This window comes from Pseudoalteromonas rubra, assembly GCF_005887115.1.
Lineage (GTDB): Bacteria > Pseudomonadota > Gammaproteobacteria > Enterobacterales > Alteromonadaceae > Pseudoalteromonas > Pseudoalteromonas rubra_F.
The window spans coordinates 93,131-100,696 of sequence record NZ_PNCJ01000036.1 but is presented as its reverse complement, the minus strand read 5'-3'; the positions used below and the strand labels follow the sequence as shown (position 1 = coordinate 100,696).

Below are 7,566 nucleotides of genomic sequence, written 5' to 3'. Positions count from 1 at the left end.
TTTTATTGAATCACAACAGTTCCAACCATTAGCCTGATCGAATTCTTACAGCTCTAGCGTTAAATACGTATCCTTGATCTCATCGGGGATGATGCCAAGGTAGTCTAAGGTTTGGGCTTCGGTCGCGTGGCGAAATGCACGCATTAGCAGTGCTACTGACACATGATTTTCGATGCGTTGATGATACCCCCATGTTTTTCTGAGCGTGTGTGAGCCAAAGTTTCCATTGAGTTTTGCATGCTCGCACCAGCTTTTAACCAGCCGATTTAACGCTGGCACTGTGAGTGGCTTCCTAAGTCTTCGGAATGACACAAATAAAGGGGCGGAGGGGTCTAAGCGGTTTAGGTGGTGTTCTAGCCAACTTTGTATTGCGGTGATGGCTGAGGTGTTTAACGTGATAGGGCGGTACTGTTTGTTTTTGGATTGTTTAAGCTCTAAGTATTCACCCGCTTGCAGATGTACGACTTGCCCTATGGTGAGTGATAGTAATTCATTGGCCCTATAGGCCGTGTTGATGCCAAGGGTAAATAAGCAAAGGTTTCTGGGTTGATGCTTTAAATGGGCTTTGATGGTGTTGATTGCTTGGCGTGTTCGGATGGGCTGAACTTTGATCGAAGAGCCCCGTTTAGGATGGTTGCTGTTGTTACTTTTGGGCATTCGCAGTCTTTTAAAACATCTCAAATTTTTGAGCTTGTTAACTTTTATTTGAAAGTTGGCATAATCCATTTTCCCGTTACGTATAAATAGATTAGCAAGGATTCAACAGGCTGTAAGTGTGATGGGACGCACCATTAGATCCTTGCTGAGTACGCAGTTATTATACCTTTATCAACTTTCAAATATAAATTAAAGAAGTTTTTGTTATATGGAACCCTGTCTGTCGGGCTTTAGGGTCAGGTCTTGCATTGTGCAGAGCTCCTACTGGAAAACCCATAAAAAAAGCCCCCGCAAATGCGGAGGCTTATTTATTGGTGGAGCTGGGGGGATTTGAACCCCCGTCCAGAAAGCGTCGACCTTCGGTCCTACATGTTTAGTATCGTCTTTTGGTTAACCTTTAAGTCTCGGACGAACACGATAAGTAAAGGCGAGGCCGCTTAGTTTTAGCCCTTCAACCCCGGCCAGGGTTTCCGTAGCGATCTTGTGTAGGGTGACACTCCAGAACCAGAACCACAAGCATTTCATGGAGGAGTGCTAGCGGGCTATTATGCCGCTAGAGCGTAGTTATCGTCGTTTGCGATTACTTTAAATGCGGCTTTTTTACGAGGCCAACCGCCCCTCGACATGCACCTCAGGCTTCATGAATCCTGTCGAATCCTAATCAGCCCCTGAAATCTCTTTCAGTCAGTAAGTGTGATTATACCCAATAAAATCCCTAAAGCTCAAGCTAAGTTTGCCGATAAGTACAGTGATAAGAACTACTTGGCGGTTTTATACTCAAGTCTCATTTACAATCGTTTATATTTTGTGTAGTTGAGCGACTGGTTGGGCTTAACAATTAGGGAAGGTTGTGCTCAAATAAGGCAAGGCGATGGTTGTTTTAACTTGTCGCTGTAAGTCAGTTTGACCGGTTCGTACCCGTTTTAGCTAGGTTCGAATTTTGGCTGCATCTTAGATTATGGGAAATATAGCACTTTGGTTGTATTTTTTCCAAATTATTTTTGTTGTTTGCCAAGAACAGCTTGCATAAATAGGTACAACTGTAAAATGATGGGACTTGATGTTGGCGCACTAAAACGCATGCGTGCTTTTATGGCGACGGCATAACAGGCTGTTTTCTGTTTAGACTCTATACAGATTGTCAGCAAGGATGCAATACAGTATTAGAGGTTACGCAGCGGCCCTAGCCCTATGTATAGACCTGGTAGTGCATAATAAATTTAATAACATCATGCATAATTTTCGGGAAGTAAGTGATGTCTTTGTTTCATTTTGATGAGGAGTCAGGGTACGTTACAATTAACGAACACCCTGCAAATACCGGATTTCCGGCCAGTTCCGCGCAGCTTGTTGAAGCGCTGGAAAGCTCTCCTTATGCCGACTTTGATATCATACATGCCAATATCGGGCAGTTGTTTTCGCCGTCGGATGATAGAGAAAAGGATTCCTTAATTGTAGCTAAGGCGGTTGACGCCGAGCTGTCTATTCGGGTCGACGACAACAATATGATGGCCGAAGCTCGACTGACGACAGCACGGGGCGGCAAAATGGTGACCATGGAGCAGGCCCGTGAAGCGCTAAAATCAGCTGGGGTAAAACGCGGGATCAGCAAGCAAGCACTGGATACTTTTTTAGGTCAGCAGTTTGAGCAGTCTCCTGGTAGTGTCTATAGTGGCATTGTTGCCCATGGTCAGCGTGCCAAAGATGGCACTGACGCCAGATTTGTCCGTTTATGTATGACAGCGCAGGACAGAGTTTTAAGCCCGCAACAAAAAGACGGTGGCAAGGTTGATATGCGCGACCTCGGTGCCATCATTACCGTCAGTCCGGGTAGCCCGCTGATGAAGCGTGTGCCGCCAACGCCAGGCGAAGAAGGGTATTCTGTATTTGGTGATGTGCTTGAGCCCAAACAGGGCAAAGACTTTGCTCTGGAAGTACCGGAAGGCACTAAAATCTCTCCCGATGATCCCAACCTGTTAATTGCTGACTCCAAAGGGGTGCCCGTGGCTATCCCACGCGGTATTCGTGTGGATGACGTACTGTGTTATGACCAGGTGGATGTAACGACGGGTCACATTGAGTTTGATGGCAGTGTGATCGTCAGTGGTGATGTTAAAGACGGCATGAAAATTAAAGCGTCTGGCGATATCACCGTGATTGGCTTTGTTGAATCTGCACACCTTGAAAGCAATGGCGCGGTGACAGTTATGCTGGGCGTGATAGGTCGTAAACGCGAAGAAGGCGAAGACTTCAGTTGTTGTATAAAAGCAAAACGCACCGTTTCCATTGGTTATGCACAGTACTGCCATATTGAGTCTGAGCAGGATCTGTTGATTGAACGTCAGGTATTACACTGCGATCTCAGAGCTAAGCGCATGATCCGGGTCGGCAAAGGGGATACGCCCAGAGGTAAATTGATCGGCGGTACAGTATACGATGCCATGCGTATTGAAGCGGGTGAAGTGGGTGCACCTTCGGGTACCCGAACGCGCATTGCGCTGGCGCAGGATTGGCATATGCTGAAGAAAAAACAACAAGAATTTAAAGATCTTGAAAAGCGCCTTACCGATAAAACCCTTGCCTTGAAACGGGCCCAAATCAAAGCGCAGAAAGCGCCAGCTTCTACTAAACGTGACGCCTATCTCAGTAAACTGGCTGTGAATGAGCAGCAACTCAGCAAACATTATGCACGTAATCAACGCAATATGAAGCTGGTACAGCACAAGCTGGCAAGGCTATTAAAGATGAGCCGGATCAAAATCAACGAGTTAATGCATCCGGGGATCGAACTCACCATTGCCAGAGACAGTAAATCATTTTCGCGGATTTATCCGCCGCATTCGGTATTGCTTGATGAGGGTAAGATCACTCAGGAATTTGCTACACAATAATATTGTCGCGATACCTGTGGCGGGTATCGCGCATGATGTCATTCCTCGGCTATTGAGCCGATTCGTCATCCTCTTCCTCTGACATTTCAGGTAATGGCCAGCCACCCAGTGCCTGCCACTTATTTACGATATGACAAAACAGCTCTGCGGTGCGTTCGGTATCATACAGTGCGGAGTGTGCCTGGCTGTTGTCGAACTCAATCCCCGCGGTACGACAGGCTTTGGCCAGTACCGTCTGGCCCAGTGCCAGCCCTGCAAGCGAAGTGGTGTCGAAACTCACGAACGGATGAAACGGGGTGCGCTTGATTTTGCAGCGCTCGATGGCAGCATTTAAAAAGCCGTGGTCAAATGCGGCATTGTGGGCCACCACCACCGAGCGCTGACAGCCCGCGGCCTTTTGGGCTTTGCGTACTGCCTTACAGATCTCTTTGATTGCTTCTTCTTCGTCTACTGCGCCGCGTAAGGCACTGAAAGGGTCTATACCGTTGAAGTCGATTGCCGATTGTTCGATATTGGCACCTTCAAAAGGCGCAACATGGAAATGAACCGTGTGGTCCAGGCTGAGCAGGCCCTGGTCGTCCATCTTGAGCATGCTGACCGCAATTTCCAGCAGTGCGTCGGTGTCTTTATTAAAGCCTGCGGTTTCAACGTCAATGACGACGGGAAAAAAGCCGCGAAAGCGCTTTGCGAATAGGGTTTGCTCTTGTTCTGCCATAATCTGCTTGGTTTACTAATTTGAGCGGCCTATTATACTGATCAGAATTAAAGATGCGAACTTAGTGGCGCGTTTCCTGCTTCAGTGTGCATAGGTAGCAGTACAGCCGTCATATCAGGTGTACCGTTTAAGGCTCTGGTGTCAGAACTCTGCCGTTCAGGAGCTTAGATTTAAGGCACGATTATTGCTTTGACTTTCAGTAAGACGCCAACTAAAGGCTGCCTTGTTTGCGGTCGCTGCGTCTCGTTCGGTATTTTTGTTCAAAGCGGAGTAAAAGCGTGAAGTTTAATACAAACCTGATCATTGCCACGACATTGAGTATCCTGACGCTTCAGGCACAGGGCGCAATGCGGCAATACTCTGCCACGGCAGACAGCTCGCAATGGTTTGTCGACAGGACCACCCGATTGTCGTGCGCTTTATCACATGAAGTCCCTTATTACGGTGAAGCCATTTTCTCAGCAACCGCAAGTAAAAACAAAGACCTGACCTTTAATCTGGATATGGTTGTAAGGCCCGATAGTTACGACTTTGCCGGGTTGGAATCGGTGCCGCCTGCCTGGCGCGCGGGTATGCCGGCCCGGGTAATGGGTCAGATGAAACTGTTGAAAAAATTTGATGGTGAACTCACCAACGATATCTCTTGGGAAATGTTGACCGAGCTTGAAAAGGGGTATTATCCCACTTTTTATTATCAGGACTGGCAAAACCAGCACGATCAAATCTCAGTAGCGCTGTCTTCGGTGAATTTTAAAAACGCCTACTGGGAGTTTTTGCAGTGCCGCGACAATTTACTGCCATACAGCTTTGAAGATATTGCCTTTACGGTGATGAATTATAAGTTTAACAGCAGCGAGCTCACCAAGTCGTCGCGCAAACGCCTGGATATGATTGGCGAGTATCTGAATAATGATCCCGAAATTGAGTCAATTTATATTTCGGCGTACACAGACAGCTACGGCGGCCGTTCAGTCAATATGGCGATGTCGAAAAAGCGTGCGGAAGCAATTAAAACCTATATGGCGTCAAAAGGCATACCTGAAGACAAAATTGTCACTGATGGCTTTGGTGAGAAACGTCATGTTGCGCCGAACGATACACCCATCGGGCGTGATAAAAACCGCCGCGTGGTCATCCAAATCTCCAAACCATAATAGTAAGGCTCCCGTTTTGGGAGCCTGGTGGCATTACACACTCTTTAGATTTTATTCCTGATCAAATCCCGAACCACAAAGCGGGCAGGGTGCAGTGCCTGATTCAGTCGCTCGCTAAGCGGGCGGGGTTCATCACACAGCGCAGCAATCAGGTGCTCAGTTACCAACGGTGCACTGCACAATCCGCGTGCGCCAAATCCGGTCACTACATGCAGACCTTCATGGGGTTGCGTTAATGGTTCAAAATCATGATGTTTACCTCGGCGCAGATTCGCAAAAGCGTCGCACAGACTGGTTGGATCCGGCACCTGACCTATCATGGGGAAGTGGTCGTTAAAGCAGCAACGTACCGCCGCTTTGGCCCCTGTGATCTCCCCCAGGCTTTGATCAAACTGCGTATCGCCATAAAAGCCCTGTAACTGAGCGCGGTTGGTGGCATTATCCTGCTCGGTGACTTCCCGGCCTTTGCTGTATTTTTCAAACGTCGCCCCCATACAATGTTCGCCCTGCAGGCTGGGTGTAAAGTATCCTTTGTGGCATAACACCGTCGTGAGCCCGGAAGAGGCTTCGCCGGCCTGGATATGAGAAACCTGACCGCGCACGCCGTGGAGCCCCAAGTGCTGAGTCTGAGGATACCCATCGCTGTGTTCGCCTGCGCACACAAAAACGTCGGAAAACGGGCCCTGCCATTGCTTATTTACGTGTAAATACCAGCCATCCTCGCGCTTGTCGAGTTCGCTGACATCCGCGTTAAAATGCTGCTGGCCAGGGCACTTCGCCTGCGCAGCATTATAGACTGCTTCAGTAAGCTGCGGTGGGCTTACCCAGCCGGCCTGTTCGATAAACAGGCCATCAAATGGGGTGTCTATATTGGCCAGCTTTTGTGCCTCTGTTACCGAGACATGGCGTATCAGTGATTCTGGAAACAAATCACTGCTGGCAATTTTCTGGTGTTGTGTCCGTTTGCCATCGGTCACACTTTGTAGCAATACACCACACCAGTCATGATCGTAGCTAAAGCCAGCTGCTTCGATTTGCTGATAAAAACGCCGCGCGTATAAAAAGCTTAAGGCATACAACTCACTGGTGGTGCTGTATTCGGCCTGCAGGTTAGGATAAACGGCGCCCTGGCGGTTGTGTGATGCACCACCGGCGAGGGTTTCATCTTTACAAAACAAGGTGGTGCTGATGTCGCGCTTGGCAAGCTGGTAGCTTAAACAGGCCGAACCAATCCCGCCGCCAATGATGGCAGCGCGCTTGAGCTTGCGAGGTGAGTGACGATAGTATTCAGGGTTGGTTGCTTGCTGATTCGCCTTATTAAACTGACCGATCACCATTTCCCGTTTACGACCGTATCCTTTGACTTTTTGACAGTCAAACCCCGCTTGCTGCAAGCCCCTTCTGACAAAGCCCGCAGCGGTAAAGGTGGCGAAGGTGGCATTATCACGGCTCAGCGCTGCCATGGCATCAAACAGAGATTGTTGCCACATATCCGGGTTTTTGCTCGGGGCAAAGCCATCCAGGTACCAGGCATCCACCAGGCCACTGGGCGCGTACGAGAGCTTAGGCAAAGAGGCATGCACGTCACCAAACCACAGATCCAGAATGACCTCACCGCCATCAAACTCAAGACGATGACAGCCCTCAACGGCATCCGGGTATTGTGCGCACAATTGCTGTGCTTGATCCGACAAATCTGGCCATGCTTTTAAGGCTTGTCGTAAATCTTCAATCTTGATGGGGTATTTTTCAAATGAAATAAAATAAAGACGCTGAACGTTGCGCTGTGTTTTCAGACGCTGAAACTGAGCCCAGGTATTAAGAAAATTCAGCCCTGTGCCAAATCCGGTTTCGGCAACCACAAAGTGGTCCCTGTCATGGTTAAGTAATCGGGTATTGAGCTTGTTTTGTGTGTAAAAAACATAATCCGACTCTGCCTGGCCGTCGTCGTTCGAAAAGTAGACATCGTCAAAGCTGTTTGCGACCGGCGTGCCTGCGTCGTTAAAGTGTATCTGGGCGTTGCGTATCATAAGGTGTCTAAAAGTTCGCTACTGAATTGGTGCCTATTTTACGGATTTTATTTGCGTTCGTCCGTTGCATTTTAACAAATATCAGTTCAGAGTACGTGTGTACGCTGGAAAGCTGACCA

The 7,566-nt window shown here is 48.4% G+C and carries 5 protein-coding genes and 1 other RNA gene; 2 read left to right on the top strand and 4 right to left on the bottom strand.

Translation table 11 applies throughout. The features are described 5' to 3' along the window. Positions 1-45 precede the first annotated feature (45 nt). Entirely contained in the window at positions 46-657 is a 612-nt protein-coding gene (locus CWB98_RS19755; RefSeq protein WP_138546396.1) for a tyrosine-type recombinase/integrase, read from the bottom strand. Positions 658-969: 312 nt separating this feature from the next. Next, positions 970-1,326: a transfer-messenger RNA gene (gene ssrA, locus CWB98_RS19750) on the bottom strand. A gap of 587 nt (positions 1,327-1,913) precedes the next feature. Between ssrA and CWB98_RS19745 the strand changes: the two genes are divergently transcribed. After that, a complete protein-coding gene (locus CWB98_RS19745; protein ID WP_138546395.1) occupies positions 1,914-3,548 on the top strand; it encodes a DUF342 domain-containing protein in 1,635 nt (544 codons plus the stop codon). 49 nt (positions 3,549-3,597) lie between these two features. Here the strand turns inward: CWB98_RS19745 and rnt are convergent, their stop codons facing one another. Then, positions 3,598-4,263, bottom strand: coding sequence for a ribonuclease T (rnt, locus tag CWB98_RS19740; RefSeq protein ID WP_138546394.1), 666 nt, complete (start codon positions 4,261-4,263; stop codon positions 3,598-3,600). A gap of 278 nt (positions 4,264-4,541) precedes the next feature. On the opposite strand from rnt, the gene CWB98_RS19735 reads away from it, so the two are divergent. Further along, positions 4,542-5,417, top strand: coding sequence for a flagellar protein MotY (locus CWB98_RS19735; RefSeq protein ID WP_138546393.1), 876 nt, complete (start codon positions 4,542-4,544; stop codon positions 5,415-5,417). A 44-nt stretch (positions 5,418-5,461) separates the two neighbouring features. Here the strand turns inward: CWB98_RS19735 and mnmC are convergent, their stop codons facing one another. Next, positions 5,462-7,447 carry a bifunctional tRNA (5-methylaminomethyl-2-thiouridine)(34)-methyltransferase MnmD/FAD-dependent 5-carboxymethylaminomethyl-2-thiouridine(34) oxidoreductase MnmC gene (gene mnmC / locus CWB98_RS19730; RefSeq protein WP_138546392.1) on the bottom strand — a complete coding sequence of 662 codons (1,986 nt, stop codon included), beginning with the start codon at positions 7,445-7,447 and terminating at the stop codon, positions 5,462-5,464. Positions 7,448-7,566 lie beyond the last annotated feature (119 nt).